This window comes from Xanthomonas sp. NCPPB 4467 (genome assembly GCF_041475665.2).
Lineage (GTDB): Bacteria > Pseudomonadota > Gammaproteobacteria > Xanthomonadales > Xanthomonadaceae > Xanthomonas > Xanthomonas dyei.
The window spans coordinates 4,461,166-4,486,180 of sequence record NZ_CM191260.1 but is presented as its reverse complement, the minus strand read 5'-3'; the positions used below and the strand labels follow the sequence as shown (position 1 = coordinate 4,486,180).

Genomic DNA, 25,015 nt, shown 5'->3' with positions numbered 1-25,015 from the left:
ACAGGGCGGTGCAAAGAAGCCATGCGGCGCAACTCGGAGACAAGAACAAGGATCGCAGTGTAAGTGGCATGTGCTGCCACGTCCCGATCTGAGGGCAGGTGGCGCGGCATCCTGACGTGCCGCGGACACGCTCGGTTCAGCGCCGTCGCTGATACCAGAAGCCCAGCGCGTCGCGGGTCTGCAGCATGCGGCGGCCGCGCCACACAAATCGCAGCAGCAGGCCCAGGTGCTCGCGCTTGGAAAAACTGCGCAGCTTGCGGTCGGAGGTGTGGACGGTCTGGCGAAGGATCACAAAGCGCCCGCACCGCGCCAGTGCGCGGCTCAACGCCACATCTTCGCCGGCGTAGTACCGCGTATCGAAGCCGCCGGCGCTGACGAAGGCCACGCGCGTGCAGAACAGAAAGCACCCGGGCGCGATGCCGGCAACGCGGAAAAACCAGCCGAACGCCGCTTGCGCGACGCGTTCGAACCAGGCCCGCTTGCCCTGCAGATGCACCTGCGCACCGCCACCCACCGCGCCAGCATCCAGCGCAGCCAATGCGGCGCCGACCACCTGCGGGTTGATCAAGGTGTCGGCATCCAGAAACAGCAGGCGCTCGCGTTGTGCGGCCTGCGCGCCCGCGTTGCGGGTGGCGGCGATATGCCGCAGCTCGACCTCCAGCACCTGCGCACCGTTATCGCGCGCAATGCGTGCGGTGTCGTCCTCGCAGGCATCGGCCACCACGATCGCTTCGTAGTCCAGCTGCATCGCCTGTGCGCAGGCATGCAGGCACTGCAGCGTTTCGCCGATCAGTGCAGCCTCGTTGTGCGCGGGAATCACGAAAGACAACATTGGGCGCGGTGTGTGCGATGGTGCGCCCAGTGTGCAAGCAGGTGCGATGCGATGGCGTGAGTGCGTGCGATCGGCATAGCCATACCGTGCTCAGCCGGACGTGGCCGCCGGGGGCGGTGCGCGCATGTCTGCCGCCCGTATTTGTGCGTGCAGGCACTGTATGCAGAGGCTTTCAGTTGCCAGCGCGTGGCCGCAGCGATCGCTGTGGCCACGCGGTCATGGCTCAGCGGTTGAGCGCGCCCATCATGGCTTCGGGGTAACGCGTGCCGGCCGCGGCCTGCGCCGGGAAGATCGCATCGATGCGCGCCAGCTCGTCAGGCATCAGTGCCACCTCCAGCGCGGCGATGTTCTCGTCCAGATAGGCCACACGCTTGGTGCCGGGGATCGGGATCAGGTCCTGGCCCTGCGCCAGCACCCAGGCCAACGCCAGTTGCCCGGGCGTGATGCCCTTGTCGGCGGCGATCGCCTTGACTTGCTCGACCAGCTGCAGGTTACGGGTGAAGTTGTCGCCATGAAAACGCGGCGAATGCCGGCGGTAATCGTCCGCGTCGAAGTCGTCGGGCGATGAGAACGCGCCGGTGAAAAAACCGCGGCCCAGCGGCGAGTACGGCACGAAGCCGATGCCGAGCTCGCGCACGGTGGCGAACACACCGTTGTCTTCCGGCTCGCGCGACCATAGCGAATATTCGGTCTGCACTGCGGTGATCGGGTGTACGGCGTGTGCGCGGCGGATGGTGGCTGCGGCCGCTTCCGACAGCCCGAGAAAGCGCACCTTGCCCTGTTCGACCAGACGCGCCATCGCACCGACGGTGTCTTCGATCGGCACGTTGGGATCCACGCGGTGCTGGTAATACAGATCGATGTGCTCCACGCCAAGACGGCGCAGGCTGGCCTCGCAGGCGGACTGCACGTAGGCCGGGCTGCCGTCGATGCCGCGCACCGACGGGTCGTTGGGGTCGAGCTTGATGCCGAATTTAGTGGCCAGAAACACCTCGTGCCGGCGGGATGCGATCGCCTTGCCCACCAGCACTTCATTGGTGTGCGGCCCATACATGTCGGCGGTGTCGAGCAGGCTGATGCCGCGGTCGAGTGCGCGATGGATCACCGCGATCGAGGTGGCCTCATCGCTGCGATCGCCATAGAACGCGCTCATGCCCATGCAGCCAAGGCCGAGTGCGGAAACGGTGGGGCCGGATCGGCCAAGTGTGCGGGTTTGCATGCTGGGGGAAGCTCCGTGCAGCGAGGTAGGCGGGGAGAGTGGCGCGGCGCACGTTAGCGCGATGTGGCCCACGCGCGAATGCTCGAGGCCGGTGAGGAGGGGGACGATGCCTGTTACTTGGGAATTGCAGCGCTGCACCGCGGTTCCCACGGATTTAACAGCTGCTGCGCTGAGCAAGGGGCCAGTTGTTGATGGCACTGAGTTACACGGCAGCGTCGTGTAGTGAGCAGCGTTCGCTGCGGCATTCGATGACCTGTGGCGACACACAACGCCTGCGTCTGGTTGCGCTTGCCGTATCGCCCATCGCGCGACGCGTTACAGACCCTGCAATCGGCACCCTTGACTGGTGCCGTCTTGCCTGATGCCGAAGACTGCGCGTGCGATGTTGCCGCACTCGTCACGCTGTCGCCGATACACGGCGTTATTGCGCATTGCCCTGCGATCTGGTCATCACTGAGTGCAGTGCGCGCAGCCCCAGCGATCCTCCAGCGTGGTCACGCAACGCAGTCAATGCCAACGACATCGGCCAACCTGCACGCCTGCTCTCGGCGCCACGGCGGCAACCGCACCGTCAAACAAACCAATGTCCGCGCGTATCGAGCCGCCTCAAGCCGGCCCAACCGCGCGGGCGCTGCGATGCTGGCCTCAGCCCCTGAGCTTGTTGGCGAACTCGGCCACGCGCTTGCCAAGCAGTTTTGCGGTTTCCAGATCGCCGCTGCGCGGGGCTTCGTCGGGCGAGGCGTCCGAGGGCGAGATCGCCAGCGCACCGCCCCAACCGGCGGTCCAGTTGATGTCCTGCGGCCCGTGCGCCTTGGTGTTGGACGGCGGCAGACCGGTGCCGACCCAGACCTGCCCGTGCTGCTGCGACAAGGTCCAGAAATACTGGATGGTGGCGTATTTATCGCCGTTCACCGAGGCCGAGTTGGTGAAGCCGGCGGCCACCTTGTCCTTCCACGCCTGCGCAAACCACGGCTTGGAGCTGGCATCGGCGAATTTCTTGAACTGCCAGGCCGGCCCGCCCATGTAGGTGGGGCTGCCGTAGATGATCGCGTCGGCTGCGCCGATCGCCTCCCAGGCCTCGTCGGGCAGGTTGCCGTCCTGGTCGATGCGGTACAGCGTGGCCTCGCCGACACTGGCGGCCCCTGCATGCACGGCTTCGGCCTGCTTGACGGTGTGGCCGTAGCCGCTGAAATACACGATGGCAATCTTGCTCATGGACGCTCCTGTTGGACGAGGGAGGCCGATTGTGTGCACACCGGCCGCGACAGATGAATGACCACGTGCGGGACGAACTGTTGCCGGGGCCGCTTGGGGCGGCCAATACAAGCACTGCACGGCCACCAGGCGGCGCAGCCGGCGCTCGGTGCGGAGAGGCTATTCATGCATGCCGGTATGCGCGCGCCGTCACGCCAGCTGACGATCGCTGACGCGTGTTGCCCGCCGCTTCGGCCAGCAGCCGGCGCCAGGTGTGGCGTGTGCCAGGCTCCGGCTGCGTGCGTCGCCACACCAACCGACGAGTGCTGGTGAGTGTTGCCGACCGCGGTCAGCCGGCCGCCGGCTCGGCCAGGCACTCGAGCAGGTAGTCGATAAAACTGCGCACCTTCGGCGCCAGATGGCTGCGGCTGGCGTAGACCGCAAAGATGCCGATCTCGCCAAGTTCGTAAGCGGGCAGGAGGCGCACCAGGCGGCCGCTGGCGATATGCGCATCGGCCAGGAAGTCCGGCTGCATCACGATGCCCTGGCCGGCCAGCGCTGCCGCATTGAGCACATGGCCGTTGTTGGCGCGCAGCCCGCCGTGGATGCGCACAGTGACATCGCCATCCGGGCCATGGAAACGCAGCTCGTCGCCGCTGGGCGAGTATTGGTACAGCAGGCATTCGTGGCCGGCCAGGTCGGACGGGTGCTTCGGTGTGCCGGCGCGCGCCAGATAGGCCGGCGCTGCGCAGGTCAGCAGTCGCACCTTGCCCAGCTGCCGCGCGATCAGCATCGGCGCCGGTTGACGGGTGATGCGGATGGCGACATCGAAGCCTTCTTCGACCATGTCGACCAGGCGGTCGGACAGCGACAGGTCCAGTTCCACCTGCGGGTAGCGTGCGCGAAAGCCGGGCAGCAGCGCGCCCAAACGCTCGATCCCGTAACTCACTGGCGCATTGACCCGCAGCACCCCGGATGGCTCCAGCGCTTGCGCCCCAATGGTGGCTTCCAGGTCGTCCAGGTCGGCCAGCAACTGCAGGCACCGCTGGTAATACGCCGTGCCCGCGCTGGTCAGGCTGACCCGCCGCGTGGTGCGGTTGAGCAGGCGCGTGCCCAGGCGTTGCTCGAGCGCGGCGACCTGGCGAGTGACGTTGGCGGTGGAGCGGTCCAACGCATCGGCCGCGGCGCTGAAGCCGCTGCGTTCGGCCACCGCGGTAAACACGCGCATCGCATCGAGGGTATCCATGGGTACTCCGATTATTTCTTTAGCTGCAATAAATTATCCGAATGGAACGTATTTATCAGATTTCGGTAGCTAATAGGCTGTGCCGGTCTTCAGTGGAATGCCCATCATGTCCAGTTACCTCGCCATGCCTCGCACGGCCGCCTACGGCGCGGCGCTGCTGCGCATCAGTCTGGGCGCCCCGTTCCTGGTGCATGGCCTGACCAAGCTATTGGTGTTCACCCCGGCCGGCACCGTGCGCGACTTCCAGTCGTTGGGCCTGCCCGCCGCGCTGGCCTACCTCAGCATGGCGCTGGAACTCGGCCTGGGCCTGTCGTTGCTGTTGGGCCTTTACGCGCGTTGGGTGGCGCTGCTGGGCATTCCGCTGCTGCTGGGCGCCATCGTCAGCGTGCATGGCGCCAACGGGTTCGGTTTCTCCAACCCCGGCGGCGGTTGGGAGTACCCGGCGCTGTGGGCGGTGTTGCTGGTCGTCCAAGCGCTGCTGGGCGATGGCGCATTTGCGCTGAAGCCGGCGCGCTGATGCCTGTCATTTCGACGCCTGTCATTTCAAGGAGCCACGCATGAGCCGCATGCCATCGCTGTATATCTCGCACGGATCGCCGATGACGGCGTTGCAGCCGGGCCAGGTCGGGCTGCGCCTGGAAGAACTGCGCCAGCAATTGCCGCAGCCGCGCGCGATCTTCATCGCCACCGCGCACTGGTTAGGCCGCCGCCCGCTGGTCAGCGGCGCCGCGCGGCCGCCGACGATTCACGACTTCGGCGGTTTTCCTGCGCCGTTATACGAGTTGGAGTATCCCGCCCCCGGCGAGCCTGCGCTGGCGCAGCAGCTCACCCGCCGGCTGGAACAGGCCGGCCTGCATCCGCAGCTCGACCCGCAACGCGGCTTCGATCACGGCGTGTGGGTGCCGCTGCGTTTGCTGTACCCGGCGGCAGACATCCCTGTGGTGTCGGTGTCGATCCAGCCCGAGCTTGGCCCTGCCCACCAGTTTGCGGTGGGACGCGCGCTGGCGCCGTTGCGCGACGACGGCGTGCTGGTGATCGGCTCGGGCAGCATCACCCATAACCTGCACGATTTCCGCCACGGGTATAGCGTGGAACGCGAGGCGCCGTATGTGCGGCCCTTCATCGTATGGACCGAGCGCAAGCTGCTGCAAAACGACATCCCCGCGCTGCTCGACTATCGCCGCCAGGCGCCGTACGCCGAGCGCGCGCATCCCAGCGACGAGCACCTGCTGCCGCTCTATGTCGCGATGGGTGCGGCCGGCAGCGACCAGCTCGGTGCGCAGCGGATCGATGCCGGGATCGATCAGGGCGTTCTGGCGATGGATCTGTATCGCTTCGACGGCGATGCGGCGATTGCCGCTTGATCGGGTTGTGGACGCGAGTGTCGCCTTCGTGGCGGCACTGTGGCGATGACGGCAGCGCTCGAGATGACGGCGGTTACTGCGTCATTACGGTGAGGCCGCAATAAGGCATCACGCTTCACAACAGCGCTGACGGCATCATCGCCGCCGCAGCGCTCTGAAGCATTCACGATCTGCTGCGGCACAGTCTCATAGGCTGAGACGCCCTCGCTGCATGCTGCCCGCGTGAAACTCCTCGACAAGCTCGCCGTCCTTGCCGACGCCGCCAAATACGATGCCTCGTGCGCCTCCAGCGGCGCGAACAAGCGCAATTCGCTGGGCACGGGCGGCATCGGCAGCACCGAGGGCATGGGCATCTGCCACTCGTACACGCCCGATGGCCGCTGCGTGTCGCTGCTGAAGATCCTGCTGACCAACTTCTGCATCTTCGACTGCGCGTACTGCGTCAATCGCGTGTCCAGCAATGTGCGCCGCGCACGCTTCACGCCGGAGGAAGTGGTCACGCTGACGCTGGATTTCTACAAGCGCAATTACATCGAAGGCCTGTTTCTGTCCAGCGGCATCATCCGCAACTCCGACTACACCATGGAGCAGCTGGTGGAAGTGGCGCGGCAGCTGCGCGAGGTGCATCGTTTTGCCGGCTACATCCATCTCAAGACCATTCCCGACGCCGCGCCCGAGCTGCTGGCTGCGGCCGGCCGCTATGCGGACCGTCTGAGCATCAATGTGGAGTTGCCGACCGAGCAGGGCCTGACCTTGCTTGCGCCGGAAAAAAGCGTTGGCGGCATTCGCTCGGCGATGGGCGAGCTGCGTTGGCGCATCGAAGAAAACCAGCTGGAGCGCAAGTCCGAAAAGGTGCGCCGGGCCAAGCCGCCGCGCTTTGCGCCGGCAGGCCAGAGTACGCAGATGATCGTTGGCGCCGACGATGCCAACGACCGCGCCATTTTGGATGCCAGCCACAATCTCTACGGCAATTACCGCATGCGGCGGGTGTATTACTCGGCCTTCAGCCCGATCCCGGATGCATCGTCCAAGCTGCCGTTGCAGGCGCCGCCGTTGCAGCGCGAGCACCGGCTGTATCAGGCCGACTGGTTGCTGCGGTTCTACGAATTTTCGGTGGAGGAAATCGCGCCTGCACAATCCAGCGGCATGCTGGACCTGGATGTGGACCCCAAGCTGGCCTGGGCGCTGCGCAATCCGGAGCGGTTTCCGGTGGATCTGAATGTGGCGCCGCGTGAGATGTTGTTGCGGGTGCCAGGGTTGGGTACCCGCAATGTGGAGCGGCTGCTGTTGTCGCGCCGGCATGCACGGTTGCGGGTGGGCGACCTGGCGCGGCTGCGGGTGCCGATGAAGAAGCTGCTGCCGTTTGTGAGTGTGCTGGACCATCATCCGCGCCAGCGCCTGGACGATCCGGCGCGGTTGCGCGCGCAGTTGGCGCCTGCGCCGCGGCAGGCAAGTTTGTTCGATTGATGCGCCTGCCTTCTCCCATCGGGAGAAGGTGCCTGAAGGGCGGATGAGGGGGCGCCCGCAGGTATGACCTGGACGTTCCTGATTGCTGCCACGAATCCCCAACCTCGGTCGCCGAATCCCTGCTCCACGAGTTTGGGCGCCTTGCGGCGCGGGCGACTTTTGTGTTGGCAAACGTCACCAACACCGCCATCGCCTGATGCGATCCTGCGCGGGAGCGACGAAGCGATACCAACTGCAAAAAAAGCAGCAATACAGATGCAAGACACAACCAGAGTGCCGGCGACGAAGCGACAGCCGGATCGGAAATCTTGAGGTCAGGTGGACATGATGTTCAGCGCTGAGGTCGAACCACCGTGGAGTTTCGAGGCGTGGCGTACGCTTGCGCGGGCAGCGTGGTGCGCGCAGGTGCAGCCGGACGATGTGGCATGGAACGGTGGGGCACAGGGCGGGTTGTTGATGGGGCAGGGGTTGCTGGAGTTGCCGGCGACCGTGCCGCCGCCGCGGGTGTCGGCGGAGTTCATGCAGCTGGCTGCATCGGTGCTGTGCCATCGCGATCCACAGCGGCACGCGGTGCTGTACCGGTTGTTGTGGCGAATCGCCTCCGGCGAAAAGGCGCTGCTGGAGCGCGCCACCGATGTGGATGTACACCGCCTTCGGCAATGGCAAAAGGCGGTGCAGCGCGACACCCACAAGATGAAGGCATTCGTGCGCTTTCGGCGGTTGCCTGGAGAAGAGGAAGATTTCGTGGCCTGGTTCGAACCCGAGCACTGCATCGTGGATCGGGTGGCGCCGTTCTTCGCGCGGCGGTTTGCCGGCATGCAGTGGGCGATCCTCACGCCGTACCGCAGCGTGCGCTGGGATGGCGAGGCGTTGACGTTCGGCGATGCGGCGGTACGGTCGCAGGTGCCGGCCGACGACGCGCAGGAAACCCTGTGGCGCACGTACTACGCGCACATCTTCAATCCTGCGCGGCTCAACCCCACCATGATGCGGCAGGAAATGCCGCAGAAATACTGGAAAAACCTGCCCGAAGCGGCGCTGCTGCCGGAGTTGATCCGCGAGGCCGGTGTGCGGGTGCGCGAGATGGCCGAGCGTGCGCCCGAGCCGGTGCGGCGGCGCGTACCGGTGGCGCCCGCGTCCGCCGTGGAAGTTGCAACGCAAAGTCTGGCGCAGCTACGCACGGCCGCACGCGACTGTCGCCGCTGCGAGCTGTGGCAACCGGCGACGCAGACGGTGTTCGGCGAAGGGCCGGACAATGCATCGGTGATGGTCATCGGCGAACAACCCGGCGACGAAGAGGACCTGAGCGGGCGTCCGTTCGTGGGCCCGGCCGGGCGTCTGTTCACCATGGCGCTCGGCGAGCTGGGTGTGGACCGTCAGGTGTTGTACGTGACCAATGCGGTCAAGCATTTCCGTTTCGAGCAACGCGGCAAGCGGCGCCTGCATCGCAATCCGGAGCGTGCGCATGTGCAGGCATGTAGTGGCTGGCTGCATGCCGAGCGTGCGCAACTGCGGCCCGCGCACATCGTCTGTCTGGGGGCGACCGCCGCGCAAGCGGTGCTGGGGCCGGGCTTTCGCTTACTGCAGCAGCGTGGGCAGTGGCAACGCCTGGACGACGGCACGCCGGTATTGGCGACCGTGCACCCGTCCTGGGTGCTGCGACAAGGCTCCGAGGAGGCGCGCGAAGAAGGCTATCGCGGCTTTGTGGAGGACCTGCGGCAGTTGTTGGCGCCGCCGGGTGCGGCAAGCGATCTTTCCAAGGCATAAAAAAAGCGCGTGCAAATGCACGCGCATGGTGTCGGAGAACAAGACACCAAGTGAGGTCGCCGGCATGCCGGCGACCTCGTTACCGCCGCTTCGCGGTTGGGTCGCGCGTCTTGCAACTGCACGCGCATGAATCGGCGCATCGATGGGCCAGTGGACACGACCAACTCGTGCCCACAACGATCGCCCACCGACGCCATGCAATCACGCATCAGCGAATGCGTTGCTAAGTGCCCACCGACAAACATGCGAGCCGTTTGCATCGGTGGGAGATAGGAGCATGCGCCAGCGATCTGCCTGCAGTTACGGCATCAGCACCTTGTCGATCACATGGATCACGCCGTTGCTCTGATTGACGTCGGCAATGGTGACGGTAGCGGTGTTGCCCTTGACGTCGGTGAGGGTGACCTTCTTGCCATTGAGCTTTGCGGTCAGCGGCTCGCCCTGCACGGTGGTCAGCGTGGCGCTACCGCCGCCGGCCTTGATCTTGGCGATCAACGATGCGGCGTCCACCTTGCCCGGTACCACGTGGTAGGTCAGCACCTTGGTCAGCGTCGGCTTGGATTCGGGCTTCAGCAGCGTGTCCACCGTGCCGGCCGGCAATGCGGCAAACGCAGCATTGGTCGGGGCGAAAACGGTGAACGGACCCGGGCCCTTCAGGGTGTCGACCAGGCCAGCGGCTTTGACGGCGGCCACCAGCGTGGTGTGGTCCTTGGAGTTGACCGCGTTGTCGACGATGTCCTTGGTCGCCAGCATCGGCGCGCCACCCACCATCGGATTGGACGCAGCGTAAGCGGGAGCCATCGCGCTGGTGAGGGCAATAGCGGTGGCAATGGCAAGCGACTGGAATGAGGTCTTCATGAGGCATCGATCCTTTGGGTGAGCGATTACCTGGATGGCAATCGTGGATCTTGATACGCGGCCAGATGCGGCGCGGATGCATCACGCGTTTTTTACATAAAGATGCTGCGCTGCAACGTCGTCGCACTGCGCCATAGGAGCCGCGATCGGGTGGCCCTTGGTTGAGTCCGTTCGATCAGCGCTTGCCGCACCTGCCGACCGACGGCTGGAAAACTCCATTGCGAAACCGCAGTGCAGGCGCGCGCGATCAGGGTGTGGCCAACTCCATCGGCGCCGCCGCTATCGCACACCTCCCTAATGCTGCACGAATGTTCGCGATTGGCAAAGGCGACGCCGCTCAGTGCGATTAGTCTTGATGCCCTTGCGTGATAATCATTTCTAAGGCGCTGTAGACCATGAAGTCCAAAAAAAGCGAATTCAATCGACTGGCGCTGCCGACAGTGTTGGTGGCAGGCGCGCTGGCGTTATTCGGCACTGCACACGCATCGGCCGTCAGGCCAACGCCAACGCCAACGCATGCGCCATCAGCGACCGCGGCTGCCCCTGCCAGTGGCAGTTATCGACCAGGGCAGAAATGGATTGTGCCGGGGGAGTGGGAATTCACGGTTGATTCTGCGCGCGTGGCCAAGGTCAAAATCCCCAACTATGGCGGCGGCTCGTGGGTTCCCACGCAAGTGATCCTGCTGACCTATCGCTACAAGAACATCGGATTCGACGACAGCGCCAACTACAAGGACGGCGGGCCGTCGACGCTGGCGTTTTCGAAAGCGCATATCGACGTGTCCGATGCCAACGATGCGGACAACGGCGGCGCAGGCAATTACCCCGTGCACATCAAGCTTGCCGGAGATGCTGACGGTCAGACGCCCGGGAAGGAAATGGTGGGTGCGCAGTGGCCGTACGCCTTCAAGAAGAAGGTCAAGGCGGTCAAGGTGACGGTGAGTCACTACGACTCGAAGCTGAAACTGCATGAAGCGACCTTCCTGGTCCCGGTCGAGGGCGCTCGGCAATCGACGCGGCACGCGAACAGGCACGTTCGCCACAGCTGATCCGCGTTCGGCCAATCTGCGCGCGCATGCCGTCGGCATGCGCCGCATCGTGAACGATCACGTTGCCGGCTGCGTTCGACGGCACTGCGTTGCAGGCGAGCGAACCACTGTTGGCCTTGGCGATGGATCCATCGCCTGCGCGCTGCCCGCAACGCGCATCCGCATTGCGGGCCTGTTGCAGGGCCACCCTGGCGCTGCGCTTCATCGTGCTGCAGGCCATCTGTGTTGACGAATCACCGCCGCACCGTTGTGTCGCCTGTCCTTCCGGCAGCCACGGTGCCTGATCGATAGACACCGGCCACAGCGCTGCAGCACCACACCCTGGTGGCGGTCACCGCCACGGACCACGCCCAGGCCCAGGCGGTGCGGTGGTTTCATCGTCGGTTGCAAACCGGTATGTTCCCGTAGGTGCGTTGTTGTGCGTCGCGAGACGATGCCGCACGTGCGGCCGTCTCTTCTTCCGGGTTTTTATGCATTCGATCGATGTCGTCCTCGCCATGTTGCTGGCGGTCGCGGCCAGCGGTTATCTGATCCGCATCCTGCCGTTCTCGCTGCCGTTGCCGCTGGTCCAGATCGCGCTCGGCGCGGTGGTCTCCGGCGTGTTCGATGCGGGGCATGAGCTGGAACCGGAGTTGTTCTTCCTGTTGTTCCTGCCGCCGCTGCTGTTCCTGGACGGATGGCGTATTCCCAAACAGGGCCTGTTCCGCGACAAGGCGGCCATCCTGGAACTGGCACTGGGCCTGGTGGTGTTCACCGTGGTCGGGGCCGGGTTGCTGATTCATTGGCTGATCCCGGCGATGCCGTTGGCCGTGGCGTTTGCACTGGCGGCGATCATCTCGCCAACCGACCCGGTGGCGGTGTCCTCGATCGCCTCCAAGGTGTCGATTCCCAAGCGGCTGATGCACATCCTGGAAGGCGAGTCGCTGCTCAACGATGCCTCCGGTCTGGTGTGCTTTCAGTTCGCGGTGGCCGCGGTGCTGACCGGCACCTTTTCGATCGCCAGCGCGTCGCTGACCTTCCTGTGGGTGGCGTTGGCCGGGCTGGCCCTGGGCGTGGCCACCACCTTCGGACTGAGCCGGATCCAGGCCTGGATCTGGCGCCACTTCGGCGAAGAACCCGGTTCGGCGATCCTGGTCAACCTGCTCACCCCGTTTGCCGCGTATCTGCTGGCCGAAGCCTTCCACGCCTCGGGCATCCTGGCCGCCGTGGCTGCCGGGGTGACCATGAGCTACGTGGAAATGGCAGGTAATGCGCCGGGCAATATGCGCCTGCAACGCTCGGCGGTGTGGGACACGGTGCAGTTCACCTTCAACGGCATCATCTTCGTGCTGCTGGGCGAGCAGTTGCCGGGCATCCTGGACGGCGCGGTGCGTAGTGTGCAGGAAGCCGGTCACCTCAACCCATGGTGGCTGGCGGTGTACGTGGCCACCATCAGCGCCAGCCTGATGGCGCTGAGGTTCGTGTGGGTCTTCCTGTCGCTGCGCTGGAACCTGTTCAAGGCGCAGCGACGCGGCGAGGCGCACGTGAGCCCGCCATGGCGGATCGTGGTGGCGGTGTCGCTGGCCGGTGTGCGCGGTGCGATCACCCTGGCCGGCGTGCTCACGCTGCCGTTGATGCTGGAGGACGGCTCGCCGTTCCCCGCCCGCCAGCTGGCGATCTTTCTGGCCGCCTCGGTGATCCTGGTGTCGTTGCTGGTGGCAAGCGTTGCATTGCCGCGGCTGCTGCGCGGGCTGGAATTGCCGGAAGAAGAAGACGAGCAGCTCAAGGAAGATCTTGCAGTGAAGGCCGCCTCGCAGGCGGCACTGGAGGCGGTGGAAAAGCTGCGCCAGCGGCTGGTGCACGACAGTACGCATGCCGAGCGCTACAACGCGGCCGCCAACCAGGTCAGCCAGCGTTATCAACGCAAGCTCGGCGCGGTGGACATGGCCGAGACCGATCCGGAAGAAGCCGGTGCCTACGAGCAGGCCCTACGCCAGTTCCGTCACGCTGCCCTGGTGGCCGAGCGCAACGAGTTATTCAAGCTTGCCCGCCGCCGCGAGATTTCCGACGATCTGTCGCGCAGGCTGGTGCGTAATCTGGATTTGATCGAGTCGCGCAAGCGCGCTTGAGGGTAGGGATTGGGGCGTCGTGAGTGGGGATTCGCAACAGCCGGGCAACGGCACGCCCGTCGTAGGAGCGCAACTGGGCGCGACGGGGCCGTACGTGCGGTGCGCGCTCATGCGCGCAGGAATCGGGAATCGGGAATCGGGAATCGCAAGAGCCAGGCCGGTAGCCACGGTCTTTTGTAGGAGCGCACCTGGGCGTGACGGGCCGTGCGTGTAATGCGCGTGCTCACGCGCTGGTGAGGCGGGAGTCCTACGAGCAACAGCAGCCGCAACCGCCATCACGGCGACTCGGGAGACACCATCCCATCTGCCCCCCTCCCATCGTCACGGCGCAGCGCCTACCCTGTGGCGCTTATCGTCCCCGTGCAGAACCCATGACGCCCATCGTTTCCATCCAGGGATTGAGCAAGACCTACGCCGGCGGTTTTCAGGCCCTCAAACAGGTGGATCTGGACATCCAGCGCGGCGAAATCTTCGCGCTGCTCGGGCCCAACGGCGCGGGCAAGACCACCTTGATCAGCATCATCTGCGGACTGATCAACCCCAGCACCGGTACCGTGCTGGCCGATGGTCACGATATCGTGCGCGACTACCGCGCCGCACGCGCGAGCATCGGGCTGGTGCCGCAGGAATTGGCCACCGACGCGTTCGAAACGGTGTGGGCCACGGTGCGTTTCAGCCGCGGCCTGTTCGGCAAACCGGCCAACCCGCAGTACCTGGAAGCGGTGCTGCGCGAGCTCTCGCTGTGGGACAAGCGCAACAACAAGATTTCCACGCTATCGGGCGGCATGAAACGGCGTGTGCTGATCGCCAAGGCGCTGGCGCACGAGCCGCGCATCCTGTTCCTGGACGAGCCCACTGCCGGTGTGGACGTGGAGCTGCGTCACGACATGTGGCAGATGGTGCGGCGCCTGCGCGAGCAGGGCACTACCATCATCCTGACCACCCACTACATCGAGGAAGCCGAAGATATGGCCGACCGCGTCGGCGTCATCAATCGCGGCGAGCTGGTGCTGGTGGAAGACAAACACACGCTGATGCACAAGCTGGGCAAGAAACAGCTCACGCTCAGCCTGCAATCGCCATTGCACACGCTGCCCACCGCGTTGGCAGATTTGCCGCTGGAATTGTCGGCCGATGGCAATAGCCTGATCTACACCTTCGACACCCAGGCCGAGCAGACCGGGATCGGTGCGTTGTTGCGCCGGCTCAACGAGCACGGCATCGACTTCAAGGACCTGCATTCCAGCGAAAGCTCGCTGGAAGAGATCTTCGTCAACCTGGTGCACGGCGCACGCGCTGCGGAGGCACACGCATGAACCGGCATGCGATTGCAGCGATCTATCGTTTCGAAATGGCGCGCGCTTTCCGCACGCTCACTCAGTCGATCGCCTCGCCGGTGCTCTCGACCTCGCTGTATTTCGTGGTCTTCGGTGCGGCCATCGGCTCGCGCATGGGCGACATCGACGGTATCAGCTACGGCGCCTTCATCATTCCCGGGCTGGTGATGCTGTCGCTGCTCAACGAGAGCATTTCCAACGCCTCGTTCGGCATCTACATGCCGCGTTGGGCCGGCACCATCTACGAGGTGTTGTCCGCGCCGGTGGCGTGGTGGGAAATCGTGATCGGCTACGTGGGCGCGGCCGCCAGCAAGTCGGTGATGCTGGGCTTGTTGATTCTGCTCACCGCGCGGCTGTTCGTGCCGTATGAGATCGCCCACCCGGTGTGGATGCTGGGCTTTCTGGTGCTCACCGCGCTGACTTTCAGCCTGTTCGGTTTCATCATCGGCATCTGGGCCAACGGCTTCGAAAAGCTGCAGGTGATTCCGCTGATGGTGGTGACGCCGCTGACCTTCCTGGGCGGCAGTTTCTACTCGATCAACATGCTGCCGCCAATCTGGCAGAAGGTCACCTTGTTCAACCCGGTGGTGTATCTGATCAGCGGTTTCCGCTGGAGCTTTTACGGCAAGGCCGACGTTCATATCGCGGTGAGCACCGGCATGACGTTGCTGTTTCTGGTGGTGTGCCTGGGCGTGGTGGCGGCGATCTTCCGCAGCGGTTACCGGCTCAAGGCGTGAGTGGTGAGTGCAGTGGTGTTGTCGGTCGCATTCTGGTGGATGCCGTCGGAAGTCCAGGTCAAACGCTGAGTGGATCGAGTGCGCGGTGCCCTCACCGCTCGCGGGACACGCCGTGAACCCATCCCTGGGGGCTCGGTGGCGGCATCCATGCCGCCACACGGTCCCGCAAGCGGCGAGGACACCGCACCAGACAGGTTGCTGGTTGCTTTGTTGAAAGCCTCGCACACCGACCATCTCGACTGGTCCTTGCCCGCCCACCATCGCGGGACCTTACGCGGCATGGATGCCGCGTAAGAGCCTCCAGGGACGGATTCACGGCGTGTCCCGCGATGGTGGGCGGGCAAGGGCCCTGCAGCAAACTCGCAGCTCAGCAGCTCAGCAGCTGAGCAGCTCTGCAATAGAACAGCTTGAAGTAGTGTGGTCAGCTGCTCTTACTCGGCAGCAGGCTGGGCGTCGCTCTTGGTGTCCAGGAAGTAGGCCACCACCTCACCCTTGACCTTCATCGTCATCGGGTTGCCGCGGCGGTCGCGCGCCTTGCCGACCTGCACCTTGATCCAGCCTTCGCTCATCGAGTATTCCTCCACGTTGTCGCGTTCGACCCCGTTGAAGCGCACGCCGATACCGCGATTTAGGACGTCGGCATCGTGGAACGGGCTGCGTGGGTCGATGGCCAGATGATCGGGAGGGGTATCGCTCATGGGAAAGGCATCATGACGGACCGGGATAGCCGTCTTCGGCCGCACAGGATACGGGCCTGTGCCGGGAAGACCAGCCCTGATGCCACAGACGCGCTCGCCCGCCGGTTTGCTTGCGCCGCGTGAGGCGTCACACTTCGCACCTGCAATCCTTGAGCGAGACCGCCATGCCCGACAACAGTGCCGATTACGAAGACGACGAAGGCCTGCCGCCCGAGACCGACGAAGACGATGTCGACGACCATCCGGCGCGGGTCTGGAATTTGCTGGTGCTGATCAACCCGGGCGACGAAGACACCGCACTGGGGCAGTTCGACGCCTGGCGCGAAACGCAAGCCGAGGCGGACGACGATGAGGGCGACGATGCCTGGCTGTGGGCGCTGAAGGACGCGATCGACTGGCGCTCGGGGTTTTATGTCGACTGGAAGGATACCGATTCGTTCATTGCCGCCATCGACGAACTGAGCGCGCGCTGGAACCTGCGCATCGCGTGGGGCGGCGATCTGGACGATGAAGACTTCGCCAACGGCCTTGGCGTGCCCGACCTGATGGCGGTGGCGTTCGACCGTCTGCGCGAGCATGGCTATTCGCTGTGGAACTGGAACACCGGCGGCGATGCCTATGCCGGCTGGATCGCGCTCAGTCGCGACGACGAGGCGATGCTGGCACTGACCTCGCTGCTGGACGTGGAAGTGCGGCTGGGCAACGAGGCGTTCTAAGAGCGGCGAACACAACGTAGCGAATAGTCGTCAGATGGGTGTGGACGGTGTGGAGGAACCGGAGCGTACGCGTGGTCCATGCCGCACCGAGCACCGGCCGCGCCCGCACCCGCCTGGCGGTGAGCACGGTCCTCTTGTTAGCTGCTGCAAGCCAGCCGCACGCCTGGTGCCGGAGGTGGCGTGTACCCCCTCCGGCACGCTTGCCGATTACTGCCGCGCCATCAGCGACACGTTGTTGAACCCGCCTGAGCCGCCGACCAACTTGATGTAGTAGGTGCCGGTCTGCGGTGCGGTCAGCCGTAGCGTCTGCGCGCTGCCGGTGCGTGCGGACTTCAACGCGTAGCTGCTGGTGGTCGGCTCGACGTCGAAGCTGAGATACAGCGCGACGTTGCCGCCGCCACCGAAGCTGAGCACATTCAAGGCGCTGCCGGCGGTGGCGGCGAAGCGATAAGTTTTTTCCTCGCTTTGACCGCCGCTCTGACCGGTCAGGGCGACGCGGTTGGTCAGGCTCACGGTGACCGGTATGCAGGCGCTGCCGCTGCAACTGTTCTGCACGTAGTCCAGCGCCGCGGTGGCATCGACAATCCCGGTGCCGATCGCGCGGCCGGCCGGTGGTCTGACCGGGAAGGTGCGCGCAGTCTGGCGCAGCATGGCTTCCATCTGCGCAGGGGCCAGCGGGGTCTTGCCGGAGGCGGCCAACGCGCTCTGTACCAGGGCGGCCACCGCGGCCACATGCGGGGTGGCCATCGAGGTGCCGGCAAAGCCGACGTATTCGTACTCGCCGGAGGTGGGCGTGGTTTGGCCGCTGTAGCCGGTCGACAGCACCACCCCGTCCCAGCCGCCGTTGCCGGTATCGTCGGTGGCGCCGCCGCCGGGGCCGGACAGATCCACGCTGCTGCCGAAGTTGGAGTAGAACGCGATCCCGCCGGTGATGCGGGTGGCGCCCACCGTGATCACGTTGCCGCAGCTCGACGGGCTGAACTGCGAGGCATTGCTGGCCTCGTTGCCTGCCGCCACCACCACCACCGCACCGTTGGCCACTGCGGTGTCGATGGCGCTTTGGGTATTGCTGTCGCATGTGCCCGGGCCGCCCAGGCTCAGGCTGATGACCTCGGCCGGATGGGCATTGTCCGGCACTCCGTCGACATGGCCGCCGGAGGCCCACACCATGGCATCGGCGATGTCCGAGCTGGTACCGCCACATTGACCGAGCACGCGTACCGGCAGGATCTGCGCGTCGTAGGCGGCGCCGGCGCCGCCGATCGTATTGTTGGTGAGTTCGCCGACCGTGCCCGCGGTATGGGTACCGTGCCAGCTGCTGGAGCGTGCCGGCAGTCCGCAGAAGTTGTCCTCTTCGGTCCAGTCGCCGTAGTCCAGCGCGCCCGGCACGCGCGCGTCGCTGTCGCGGCGGGAGATCGTCGCATTGGTGATGAAGTCGTAGCCCGGCAGGATGTGGTCGTTGTTCTTCAGGTCCGGATGGTCGGGCAGGATGCCGGTGTCGAGCACCGCCACCACCACGCCGGCACCGGTGGAGCTCTCCCAGGCTTGCGGGGCACGGATGCCGCCGATGCTGTCCTGCAGATGCCACTGGAACCCGGCATACAGGCGGTCGTTGGGGGGCACGGCGGTGGCAGTGGCCTGCGGCGTCGCTGCGACGGCACCGGCCTTGAGCCTGGGCCCTGCAATGTCATCGACCGCGCGCAGCATGCGGTCGAATTCGGCGTATTGCACTTGTGGATCGGCGCGCAGTTCGCCCAGCAACTTGGCCTGGTCGGCGCTGCTGAGCGTGCGCGCAAGGTCCAGCAGGCTGGCGCCGGTGCCGGTACGCCGCAGCACGCGTGCGTTGAGCGGCGTGGCACGCGCCGTGCCGCTGGCCGCGCGCAGGACTCCGGCGCGGTTGGCGGCTGCAGACAGGATCGCCAGACGCGAGCCGTCGGACGGCACGCTGCTTTTGTATTTGACGATCAGGCGAGCGGGGAGTGCGGCAGGGTCGCCGGCCGTCGGCAGGCCGCGCAGGCTGAGTTGGTCGGTGGCCGCATGGGCCTGAAACGTGGCCGTGGCCAGGATTGCGCTCAATAGCAGGGGCTTGAGCGGTAGCGAAGCGTTGTTCATGGGATGGCTCTCGCAAGAATCGATGGAGTTAAGGGGGAAGACGTGTACGGCGCGGCGCAGGACCTACAAGTCCACGCCGAAGCCCAGGCCTGCCGACGCGTCGCTGCCGCTGAACGCACCGCCCAGGCTGAACGAGGCGCGCTCGCCCACCTTCTTGGCGTAGCCGATGGAGAGCGCACGCTCACCGCTCTGGAACCCGGCGCCGACCGCCACGCGACCGCGCGTACTCTGGGTGCCGGCAGCATTGATGCCCATGTTGAGCATCGCCGCGCTCATCGCGCCGATGCGGTCGATGCGGCGATCCATCGTCTGGAAGCGCCGTTCGCTGCCGTCGCGCAGTTGCGTGAAGCTGTCGCTCAGCGCCGACACCCGGCTGTCGGTGTAGCTGTTGGCCGAACTCAGCGTGCGGCTGTTGCTGGCGTTGAGCTGGGCCACGTTGGCGGCGTCGGTATCGCTTTGTCCGGCGGCGACATTGGTGATCTGGCGCGTGTTGCCGGCGCTGCCCACCGAGACGCTATTGGCGCGATCGGCCACCGCACCGCGCCCCAGCGCAACCGCGTTGTCGGCGTCCACGCGCGCGCCCTGGCCGAGCGCGGTGCCCGAAGCTGCGGTGACGCTGGCGCTTTCGCCCACAGCCACCGCGTTGGTGGCGGCGGTGGCAATGCTCGTATTCGCACCGACCGCAGTACTGCCGTCGGCATTGACCCTGGCATTGGCGCCCAGCGCGGTGTCCTGCGGGCCGTAGGCCAGCGCGTCGGCGCCGACCGCCAGACCGTTGTCGCTATTGGCGGTGGCGGACGAGCCGATCGCCACGGCATTGGTGCCGCTGCCGACCACCGGCGCCAGGCTGCCACCACCAACTGCCACGCTACCGGCAGACATGTTCTGCATGGCACCGAGGCGGCCATCGAACACGGTCAGCGCCGCATCGATGGCGCCCATCGCCTCGCCGACATTGCCGTAGTTCGCGCCCTGCACCAGGTAGCTGCCGCTGATCAGAGTGCCGGTGGGGTCGAAAGCACTGCCGGCGCCCAGGGCGGTGGCCACGCTGCGCAGCTGGGCCAGGTTGACCGCGTCGGTGGCTTCGCTGCCGGCCGCCACGCTGGTGATCTGCCGGGTCAACCCGGCCGCGACGTCGCCCACCGCCACGCTATTGCTGCGGGTGGCATGCGAATACGCGCCCAACGCAACTGCGCTGCTGGCCGAGCGGTTCCATGCATCGTCGACCCAGTCGCCGACCTTTGCGCCATAGCCGATGGCGGTTGCATCGACGCCGTTGACCTCGGTGTCGGCACCGATCGCGGTGCTGTTGGGGTTGAACCAGGAGGTTTCGGCATTGGCGCCGAGTGCCACGCTGTTGGCGGTGTAGGTCACTGCACGGTGGCCGATCGCCACCGACTCGGCATCCTGGGTCAACGCGAACCCGCCGATCGACACGGTGTTGGCCGCGAACGAGCCGGCACTGTGGCCGATCGCCACCGAATCGGTGTTGCCCGGCAGGTTGGGGAAGATGTTGGCGTTGTAGCCGATGGCGATGGCGTAGTCGGACTGGGTCTGCGCACCGGCGCCCAGGGCGATGGCGCCGGTGCCGGTGGCCGCCGCGATACCCACACTGTTGCCTGCGCTCTCCGCGGCGGTGCTGATGCCGCCGATCGCCACGCTGTCGGTGCCGCTGGCCAAGGAATTGAAACCGATGGACACGGTACTGTCGGCGACCGCGCGCGCGCCGTTGCCGAGCGCACTGCTGCCCAGCCCGATCGCTTGCGAGCGGGTGCCGATGGCGGTGGCGCCCTGCTCCAGCGCGCGGGCGCGATGTCCCAGCGCAGTGGCCTCGAAGACGCTGGCTTCGGCACCGCTGCCGACTGCAGTGGTCATCGCATCCAGGGCCTTGGCACCGCCGCCGAGCGCAGTGGACACGAAGCCGGTGGCTTCGGTGGACTCGGCGTGCACAGCGAGAATATTGCCGCCGTCGTCGTAATCGAACACGTCGGTGGTGCCACCCACCGCAACCGCCGATTCGCCGGTGGCCGCCGCCGCGTAGCCGGCGGCAATGGCGAACTTTTCGGTGACCGTGGCCCCGGCGCCCAGGGCGATGCCGCCCTCACCGAGCGCATTGCTGGCTTCGCCGATCGCCACGGCATACGGCTCGGCGGCGAACGCGCCTACATCGGTGGTGGCGTCGGCGCCGCCGACGATCTGGAAATGCTTGCCGGTGTCGGCAGCATCGTCCTGGTCGGCATCGGCATCGGCATCGGCCGGCGCGCTGGTGTCTTGATCGGTTGCAATGGCGGCTGCATCGGTCGCGGCTTGATCATGGGTGGTGCCGCTGTTGCGCTGGGTGGTGGCGACCTGCGCAAGCACCGCGCTACTGCTGAGCAGCAACGCGGTCAGCACTGCAACATGCAGCAGCACGCGCTGCGGACGTGTGCCGGCATGGGGGTGCGGCGCGGTGGTGGTCGCGTGCCGGGCGCAGGCCCGGTTCGAGAGGCGATCAATCTGGCTCATGGAGATTCCCTGGCGCGTGGTTGGAGTGGTCGACCGCTGCATATCGGCTCCCAGACATCCCCACATGTCTTGGAATTCCGTACATTTCATGTTGCGGGACAACGCAACATAGTCATGCGCTCGGCCACGTGTCACCAAGCCACGATTGCATCCACTCACCACGAATGTGAGGATGCAAAAACACTCAAAGACGTCCTGTCGCGATGCTGTCTGCCGCAAAATCCAGGTTCGTGCCGCGCTGGTTGGCCACGCGCTGGCGCGAGGATCCGATCGATCGACGGCAGGTGGCCTTCCTGCAACTGCTATTGGTCGCCATCGCGCTGTACAACCTGGGCGATGTCGGATTTTTTCTGTATGTCGCCGGGTTGAGCCGCTTGCAGGCGCGGCCCGATCTGGCCTGCGCGTTGGCCGGTGCCGTGCTCACCGCGTTCGGCGCGCTGGCGGGTGTGCCGATGATCCGGCGCGGACGCAGTGCGGCAGGCGTCAAGGTGTTCATTGCCGCCACGTTGCTCGGCACCTTCGTCACTTACGTGCGGGTCGATATCTTCGACCTGATGACCAATCCGATGCCGGTGATTGCGTTGGTGCTCGCCGGCATGGCGCTCGGTCGGCGCAATCTGTGGCGCGTGTTTGCGCTGCTGGCGACGGTGTGTGCGATGGCGCTGGTCGCGCAATTGCTGTGGTTTCCACCATCGCGTTCGACCTGGGGCAATGTCGGGCTGGGGCTGATGACGGTGGCGGTGTATCTGTTGATCACCTTGATGCTCGACCGCACCATCGCCGCGCTGCGCGACAGCCTGGTGGAATCGGAACGCCGCCGTCGCGAACTCGAAGCGGTGAACCGCAAGCTGGTGCGCGAGATGGCAGAGCGCGAGCGGGTGCAGGAGCAACTGCTGCACACGCAGAAGATGGAAGCGCTGGGACGCCTGGCCTCCGGCGTTGCGCACGATTTCGATAATCTGATCAACGTGATCATCGGCTTTGCGCAGCGTCGCGATGCATTGGAAGGCCGTGGCGAAGCGCCCTTGCTCAAGACGCTGGAAAACATCGAAGCCGCATCGCGCCGCGCGCTGACCGTCAGTCGCAGGATTCTCAACTTCGGCCGTGCCGAACCCGGCATTGCGCGCCTGTTCGATGCGCGCCACGCATTGCTGGAGATCGAACCCACGCTCAGGCAACTGTTCGGCCACGAGATCCGACTGCAAGGCATCGCGTCGGGGCCGCCGCTGTGGATCGCGATGGATCTGGACGAACTGGAACTGGCGTTGCTCAACATCGCCGCCAATGCGCGCGATGCGATGGACGGGCAGGGGCTGTTCCGCATCGAAGGCGAGCAGCAGGCCGGTATGGTGGTGCTGCAGTTTTCGGATACCGGCCCGGGGATTCCCGAACAGTTGCTGGCGCGGATCCTGGAGCCGTTCTACACCACCAAACCGGCCGGCAAGGGCACCGGTCTTGGGTTATCGGTGGTGAACGAAATCGTGATCGCCGCCGGCGGGCGGGTGGAGGTCGGCAACACGGGCGATGGTGCCTGCATCCGCCTGTTGTTGCCGGCTGCGGCGCCGCCGGAGCGAGCGAGTCGTGCCGATCAGGTGGCCAGCAGGTAACCCATTCCGCGCGAGGACAGCAGCGGAAACGCCGGCGCATCGGCTGCGGTGATGCGGGCGGCCTTGCGCCGCAGGCGATGGATCAGCATCTCCAACCGATGCAGGTCGAAATCGCCGACGCAGTCTTCCAATGCCGACACCAGCGTATCGCGCTCCACCGCCTGGCCGCGCTGTGCATCCAGGCAGCCCATCAGGCAGCGCTCGAGCGAGGTCAGCACCACAATCCGCGCATCCGGTGCGACCAGGCACCAGCCATCCGATTCCAATCGCCACGCCGGTTTTTCCGCGCTGCTGGCATCGGCCGGGCGCAAGCGCCGCGATAGGTTGCGTAGCGTCAGCGCCAGGATTTCAGGATCTGCGGGCTTGCGCAGGAACGCGTCGGCGCCACTGCTCAGCGCATGCACGTGGTCCGAGCGGCCGCGGTTGCCGGTGAGTACCACGATGCCCAACCCAGTGAACAGCGAACGCAGATGCGCAACTACGCTCAGGCCGCTTTCGTCCGGAAGCCCAAGGTCCAGCACCACCATGTCGAAGGTCTGCTCCAGCATCAGCCGGTACAGCGCCCCGGCGGTGCCGGCGCCACTGACCGCGAATCCGAACTCCTGCAGGCCGGGAATCAGGATTTCTTCGCGCAGGACGTCGTCGTCTTCGAGAACGGCGACGCGCAACATGGACGGTAGCTCGGAGGGCGGGACGCGAACAGGCAATGCAACGGCTCCGGAAGATAGGTCGCTTCGATAGTGACAGGCTTGTGCGTGGGCGCGGAAGCGGCTTCGCTGGTCACATGGGTGTGTGCGCCACAGGCGTCATCGGGTTGCAAAGATGCATGCGTTGTATGCACGAGCATGATGCGCAGTGGCTGCGCCATGGGTGTTTCGCCTGCGCGCGACTCGCATTGGTTGCGTCGTCGTGCTGATCTGCTTGCTGCTTGCTGCTTGCTGTCTGCTGTCTGCTGTCTGCCGTCTGCCGTCTGCGGCGTCAGGTGTGCGGCTTACGGCGTGATGTGGCGCTGCAACACAAGAGATGCCGGCGTGCTGTTGTCAGCCAACGCCCAGCATTGCGCGACTGGCGCGATGCTGGGGTCATGCGCTTTCGGTGGTGCTGTCCCTGTCGCGTGATTCGCGCGATCGCTGGACCGGCGCTACGGCACCTCACCGCGCGCCTGCGCTCGCGCATTGGCGATCAGCGCCTTGAGCAGTGCGCGATCGGTATGGCGGGAGATGGGGATGGTGCCCAGGGCGATGGCCTCCAGGCGGAGCGGTGCGGGCACGTCGTAATGCGCACCGCTGAGTTTGTTCTGGAAGGCGCGGCGGGGAATGCCCAACCGCGCCGCCATGGCATGCAGCTCGTCCAGCGTATCGCCGAGCAGGTGCGCCCAGCGCTGGTCGCGCCACAGATGCACCGCATCGTCGATGTAGACAGCCATCGGCCGGGTCAGGCCTTCTTGGATGTCTTCGGCTTCTTGCCGGCGTTCTCGCCGTCGGCGTCGTCCGTTGCGGCATCGCCGGCGTCTGCGTCTGCCGTGCTGTCGTCGTCGCTGGCAGCGTCGTCGCCAGCCGCCTCTTCTGCAACGGCGTCGGTGCCGGCATCGTCGGCTGCGTCATCGGCTTCGGCCTCGCCGTCTTCATCGGCATCGGCGTTCTGGAATTCGGCCACCAGCGCGGTCAGATATTCCTCGGCGGTCTGGCCTTCGTCGGCGGCCAGGTCGTCGATCATCTGTTGCAGCTGGGTCGAATATTCCAGCGAGATGGTCTTGCCTTCGGCTTCCTGCAGGTTGGCCAGGTGCTTGAGCATGGCCAGCATCGGGACCGGGTTGTCGGCGCTGCCCATGGTCTGGCCGCCGATCGACAGCATCCACTCGCTGCCGCCCTGCAGACCGATCGCGGCCACCACACGGCCATCGGCGTCCTGCAGCACGGCGTGGTTGGTGACCTGGGACGCCTGGCCCAGACGGACGATGGGGCGCTTGGGTTGCTGCTTCTTGCGCTTGTCGCGCTTGGCCTTGGAATTGCGGGACACGGTGTTCTCGACGCTGGGAATGGCCGGCCATTCTAGAGCGTGCGCCGCACGATGCGATGAGCAGCGGCAAGCGGTCGGGTCACGGGCCAGGCGCGGTGCACGCCCCGGGTGCGATTGCCTGGCAACTTCTGGATCTCAAATCCCGAATCCCGCAGACCCCGCCGATCCCGAATCCCCAGC

At 65.7% G+C, this 25,015-nt stretch carries 21 protein-coding genes and 1 other RNA gene; 10 read left to right on the top strand and 12 right to left on the bottom strand.

Translation table 11 applies throughout. The features are described 5' to 3' along the window. Positions 1-136: 136 nt before the first annotated feature. The 4 genes from ACCQ06_RS19505 to ACCQ06_RS19490 all read right to left on the bottom strand — a co-directional run bounded on the left by ACCQ06_RS19505 (position 137) and on the right by ACCQ06_RS19490 (position 4,491). Positions 137-832, bottom strand: coding sequence for a glycosyltransferase (locus ACCQ06_RS19505; RefSeq protein WP_316688783.1), 696 nt, complete (start codon positions 830-832; stop codon positions 137-139). Between the two features lie 223 nt (positions 833-1,055). Beyond that, the gene (locus tag ACCQ06_RS19500) at positions 1,056-2,051 is read right to left on the bottom strand and encodes an aldo/keto reductase (protein WP_316688782.1); all 996 of its coding nucleotides are present in this window, start codon (positions 2,049-2,051) and stop codon (positions 1,056-1,058) included. Between the two features lie 645 nt (positions 2,052-2,696). Continuing rightward, a complete protein-coding gene (locus tag ACCQ06_RS19495) occupies positions 2,697-3,266 on the bottom strand; it encodes a flavodoxin family protein (RefSeq protein WP_228323619.1) in 570 nt (189 codons plus the stop codon). A 328-nt stretch (positions 3,267-3,594) separates the two neighbouring features. Beyond that, positions 3,595-4,491 (bottom strand): LysR family transcriptional regulator, encoded by an 897-nt coding sequence (locus ACCQ06_RS19490; protein ID WP_228323618.1) that lies wholly within the window; start codon positions 4,489-4,491, stop codon positions 3,595-3,597. A gap of 106 nt (positions 4,492-4,597) precedes the next feature. On the opposite strand from ACCQ06_RS19490, the gene ACCQ06_RS19485 reads away from it, so the two are divergent. From ACCQ06_RS19485 to ACCQ06_RS19470, 4 genes are all read left to right on the top strand, one after another. Further along, positions 4,598-5,008, top strand: a complete 411-nt coding sequence (locus ACCQ06_RS19485) for a DoxX family protein (RefSeq protein ID WP_228323617.1) — start codon at positions 4,598-4,600, stop codon at positions 5,006-5,008. A 40-nt stretch (positions 5,009-5,048) separates the two neighbouring features. Next, positions 5,049-5,855, top strand: coding sequence for a DODA-type extradiol aromatic ring-opening family dioxygenase (locus tag ACCQ06_RS19480; protein ID WP_316688781.1), 807 nt, complete (start codon positions 5,049-5,051; stop codon positions 5,853-5,855). A 222-nt stretch (positions 5,856-6,077) separates the two neighbouring features. Next, positions 6,078-7,322 (top strand): putative DNA modification/repair radical SAM protein, encoded by a 1,245-nt coding sequence (locus ACCQ06_RS19475; RefSeq protein ID WP_228323616.1) that lies wholly within the window; start codon positions 6,078-6,080, stop codon positions 7,320-7,322. Between the two features lie 327 nt (positions 7,323-7,649). Beyond that, positions 7,650-9,089 carry a UdgX family uracil-DNA binding protein gene (locus tag ACCQ06_RS19470; protein WP_316692694.1) on the top strand — a complete coding sequence of 480 codons (1,440 nt, stop codon included), beginning with the start codon at positions 7,650-7,652 and terminating at the stop codon, positions 9,087-9,089. A 300-nt stretch (positions 9,090-9,389) separates the two neighbouring features. Here ACCQ06_RS19470 and ACCQ06_RS19465 read toward each other — a convergent pair whose 3' ends face one another. Next, a complete protein-coding gene (locus ACCQ06_RS19465; RefSeq protein WP_170068558.1) occupies positions 9,390-9,947 on the bottom strand; it encodes a fasciclin domain-containing protein in 558 nt (185 codons plus the stop codon). A 395-nt stretch (positions 9,948-10,342) separates the two neighbouring features. Here ACCQ06_RS19465 and ACCQ06_RS19460 point away from each other — a divergent pair, with 395 nt between their 5' ends. The 4 genes from ACCQ06_RS19460 to ACCQ06_RS19445 all read left to right on the top strand — a co-directional run bounded on the left by ACCQ06_RS19460 (position 10,343) and on the right by ACCQ06_RS19445 (position 15,178). Beyond that, a complete protein-coding gene (locus tag ACCQ06_RS19460; protein ID WP_228323614.1) occupies positions 10,343-10,996 on the top strand; it encodes a hypothetical protein in 654 nt (217 codons plus the stop codon). A 470-nt stretch (positions 10,997-11,466) separates the two neighbouring features. Further along, positions 11,467-13,104, top strand: a complete 1,638-nt coding sequence (locus tag ACCQ06_RS19455; protein ID WP_104615024.1) for a Na+/H+ antiporter — start codon at positions 11,467-11,469, stop codon at positions 13,102-13,104. Between the two features lie 371 nt (positions 13,105-13,475). After that, positions 13,476-14,420 carry an ABC transporter ATP-binding protein gene (locus tag ACCQ06_RS19450; protein WP_104615025.1) on the top strand — a complete coding sequence of 315 codons (945 nt, stop codon included), beginning with the start codon at positions 13,476-13,478 and terminating at the stop codon, positions 14,418-14,420. Beyond that, the gene (locus tag ACCQ06_RS19445; RefSeq protein ID WP_316688780.1) at positions 14,417-15,178 is read left to right on the top strand and encodes an ABC transporter permease; all 762 of its coding nucleotides are present in this window, start codon (positions 14,417-14,419) and stop codon (positions 15,176-15,178) included. Before ACCQ06_RS19450 ends, ACCQ06_RS19445 begins: the two co-directional genes overlap by 4 nt. A 431-nt stretch (positions 15,179-15,609) precedes the next feature. Here the strand turns inward: ACCQ06_RS19445 and ACCQ06_RS19440 are convergent, their stop codons facing one another. Beyond that, on the bottom strand, positions 15,610-15,876 hold the full coding sequence (locus tag ACCQ06_RS19440) for a DUF3297 family protein (RefSeq protein ID WP_115562962.1): 267 nt from the start codon (positions 15,874-15,876) through the stop codon (positions 15,610-15,612). Between the two features lie 164 nt (positions 15,877-16,040). Here ACCQ06_RS19440 and ACCQ06_RS19435 point away from each other — a divergent pair, with 164 nt between their 5' ends. Continuing rightward, positions 16,041-16,592, top strand: a complete 552-nt coding sequence (locus tag ACCQ06_RS19435) for a DUF6630 family protein (protein ID WP_055847893.1) — start codon at positions 16,041-16,043, stop codon at positions 16,590-16,592. A gap of 4 nt (positions 16,593-16,596) precedes the next feature. On the opposite strand, the gene ACCQ06_RS19430 is transcribed toward ACCQ06_RS19435, so the two are convergent. The 3 genes from ACCQ06_RS19430 to ACCQ06_RS19420 form a co-directional block, all read right to left on the bottom strand. Beyond that, a non-coding RNA gene (locus ACCQ06_RS19430) (sX9 sRNA) lies at positions 16,597-16,672 on the bottom strand. Between the two features lie 127 nt (positions 16,673-16,799). Next, a complete protein-coding gene (locus ACCQ06_RS19425) occupies positions 16,800-18,704 on the bottom strand; it encodes a S8 family peptidase (RefSeq protein WP_316688779.1) in 1,905 nt (634 codons plus the stop codon). Positions 18,705-18,767: 63 nt separating this feature from the next. Continuing rightward, positions 18,768-21,209, bottom strand: a complete 2,442-nt coding sequence (locus tag ACCQ06_RS19420) for a YadA family autotransporter adhesin (RefSeq protein WP_316688778.1) — start codon at positions 21,207-21,209, stop codon at positions 18,768-18,770. 203 nt (positions 21,210-21,412) lie between these two features. Here ACCQ06_RS19420 and ACCQ06_RS19415 point away from each other — a divergent pair, with 203 nt between their 5' ends. Continuing rightward, on the top strand, positions 21,413-22,816 hold the full coding sequence (locus ACCQ06_RS19415; RefSeq protein ID WP_316688777.1) for a sensor histidine kinase: 1,404 nt from the start codon (positions 21,413-21,415) through the stop codon (positions 22,814-22,816). Here ACCQ06_RS19415 and ACCQ06_RS19410 read toward each other — a convergent pair. From ACCQ06_RS19410 to ACCQ06_RS19400, 3 genes are all read right to left on the bottom strand, one after another. Continuing rightward, positions 22,798-23,484, bottom strand: a complete 687-nt coding sequence (locus ACCQ06_RS19410; RefSeq protein WP_316692692.1) for a response regulator transcription factor — start codon at positions 23,482-23,484, stop codon at positions 22,798-22,800. The two genes, ACCQ06_RS19415 and ACCQ06_RS19410, sit on opposite strands and share 19 nt — an antisense overlap. Before the next feature lie 473 nt (positions 23,485-23,957). Beyond that, complete coding sequence (locus tag ACCQ06_RS19405) at positions 23,958-24,242, bottom strand: DUF4031 domain-containing protein (RefSeq protein ID WP_104615032.1); 285 nt, start codon at positions 24,240-24,242, stop codon at positions 23,958-23,960. A gap of 8 nt (positions 24,243-24,250) precedes the next feature. Next, on the bottom strand, positions 24,251-24,835 hold the full coding sequence (locus ACCQ06_RS19400; protein WP_316688776.1) for a hypothetical protein: 585 nt from the start codon (positions 24,833-24,835) through the stop codon (positions 24,251-24,253). Positions 24,836-25,015 lie beyond the last annotated feature (180 nt).